Source organism: Pseudoalteromonas sp. (genome assembly GCF_041613455.1).
Lineage (GTDB): Bacteria > Pseudomonadota > Gammaproteobacteria > Enterobacterales > Alteromonadaceae > Pseudoalteromonas.
On the sequence record NZ_JBFJHD010000341.1, the window covers coordinates 1 to 1,909 of the forward strand.

The 1,909-nt window shown below is 45.0% G+C and carries 2 protein-coding genes; both read left to right on the forward strand.

Annotation, left to right across the window (positions count from 1 at the left end; all coding sequences use genetic code 11):
- Window positions 1-1,397, forward strand: a 1,397-nt coding sequence (locus tag ABYB02_RS16860) for an NADPH-dependent assimilatory sulfite reductase hemoprotein subunit (protein WP_372763518.1), incomplete at its 5' end; no start/stop codon positions are given.
- A gap of 42 nt (window positions 1,398-1,439) precedes the next feature.
- The coding region (locus ABYB02_RS16865; protein ID WP_372763519.1) for a phosphoadenylyl-sulfate reductase at window positions 1,440-1,909 on the forward strand (470 nt) is incomplete at its 3' end.

Sequence of the window (1,909 nt, forward strand, 5' to 3'; positions counted from 1 at the left end):
AAACCAGTTATGGCAGTATTCGCTTAACCACACGACAAACGTTTCAGTTTCATGGCGTATTAAAGCCTAACATTAAGGGTATGCACCAATTACTTGATAGTGTTGGCATTGACTCGATTGCTACCGCAGGCGATGTTAACCGCAATGTGTTGTGTACTACTAACCCGGTTGAGTCAGAACTGCATCAAGAAGCGTATGAGTGGGCGGCAAAAATTTCAGAGCACTTGTTGCCAAAAACCAAAGCTTACGCCGAAATTTGGCTTAATGGCGAAAAAGCACAGACGACCGAAGAGCCCATTTTAGGGGCAACTTACTTACCCCGTAAGTTTAAAACCACGGTCACTATTCCGCCGAATAACGAAGTCGATGTGCACGCCAACGATTTAAACTTTGTAGCCATTGCTGAGCACGGTAAGCTGATTGGCTTTAACGTACTGGTTGGTGGCGGTCTTGCGATGACTCATGGTGATACGGCGACCTACCCGCGTAAAGCCGATGACTTTGGTTTTATTCCATTAGCGCATACGTTAAAAATTGCCGAGCATGTGGTATCGGTACAGCGTGATTGGGGTAATCGTTCAAATCGTAAAAATGCAAAAACAAAATACACGCTAGATCGTGTAGGCACTGAGGTGTTTAAAGCCGAAGTAGAAAAACGTGCTGGTGTTAGTTTTGCTCCAAGTCGCCCTTATGAGTTTACCCATCGCGGTGATCGTATCGGCTGGGTTGAAGGCATTGATGGCAAGCACCATTTAACGCTATTTATTCAAAGTGGCCGTATTTTAGATTACCCAGACAAACCGTTAAAAACCGGTTGTCGTAAAATTGCCGAAATTCACCAAGGTGATATGCGTATGACGGCGAATCAAAATTTAATTATTGCCGGTGTCGCTGCCGATCAAAAAGCAGTAATTGAGGAGATTGCGCGTAACCACGGTTTAATTGACGACAAAGATACTGAGCAACGTAAAAATTCGATGGCGTGTGTGGCATTACCTACCTGCCCACTGGCGATGGCTGAAGCAGAGCGTTACTTACCAAGCCTAGTTGAAAAAATAGAGGCGCTATTAGCTAAGCATGGTGTACCCGATGACAGCATTATTATGCGTGTTGTAGGGTGTCCAAATGGCTGTGGCCGTGCCATGCTTGCCGAAGCGGGCTTAGTGGGTAAAGGCCCAGGTAAATACAATGTATATTTAGGCGGTAATCGCGAAGGCACACGTATTCCTAAGCTTTATTTAGAAAATGTCGCAGAAGACGTTTATTTAGCGGCCTTTGATAAGTTAATTGCGCAATGGGTTAGTGAACGTAATAGCGGTGAAGGTTTTGGTGATTTTGTGATCCGCAAAGGCATCGTTGCTGAAGTAAAGGTATCAGTAACCGATTTTCACGCTTAATTAAATACCCGTGCTGCGCGCGGGTGAGGTTTAAAATTGACCATGAGTGCATTTAAAAACATATTACAGCTTGATCAGCAAAGCCAAGCGGCTTTACTGGCTGATGCAAACGGCATACTGGCACCTATGAGTGCTGAGCAGCGTGTTGCATGGGCATTAGAAAACTTACCTGAGAGCGCTTTTTTATCCTCGAGTTTTGGTATTCAAGCCGCCGTGATGCTGCACTTAGTCACGGTGCAGCGCCCCAATATCCCCGTTGTGCTTACCGATACTGGCTATTTATTTCCTGAAACGTATCAGTTTATTGAGCAGATGACCGAGCGTTTATCACTTAATTTAAAGGTATACAGCGCGAAACTAACACCGGCATGGCAAGAAGCGAAATATGGTAAATTATGGGAGCAAGGTGAAGCGGGTATTAAGCATTATAATCAGCTTAATAAAGTGGAGCCGATGACTCGAGCACTAAAGGATATTGCTGCCGGTACTTGGTTTAGTGGCTTGCGGCGTGA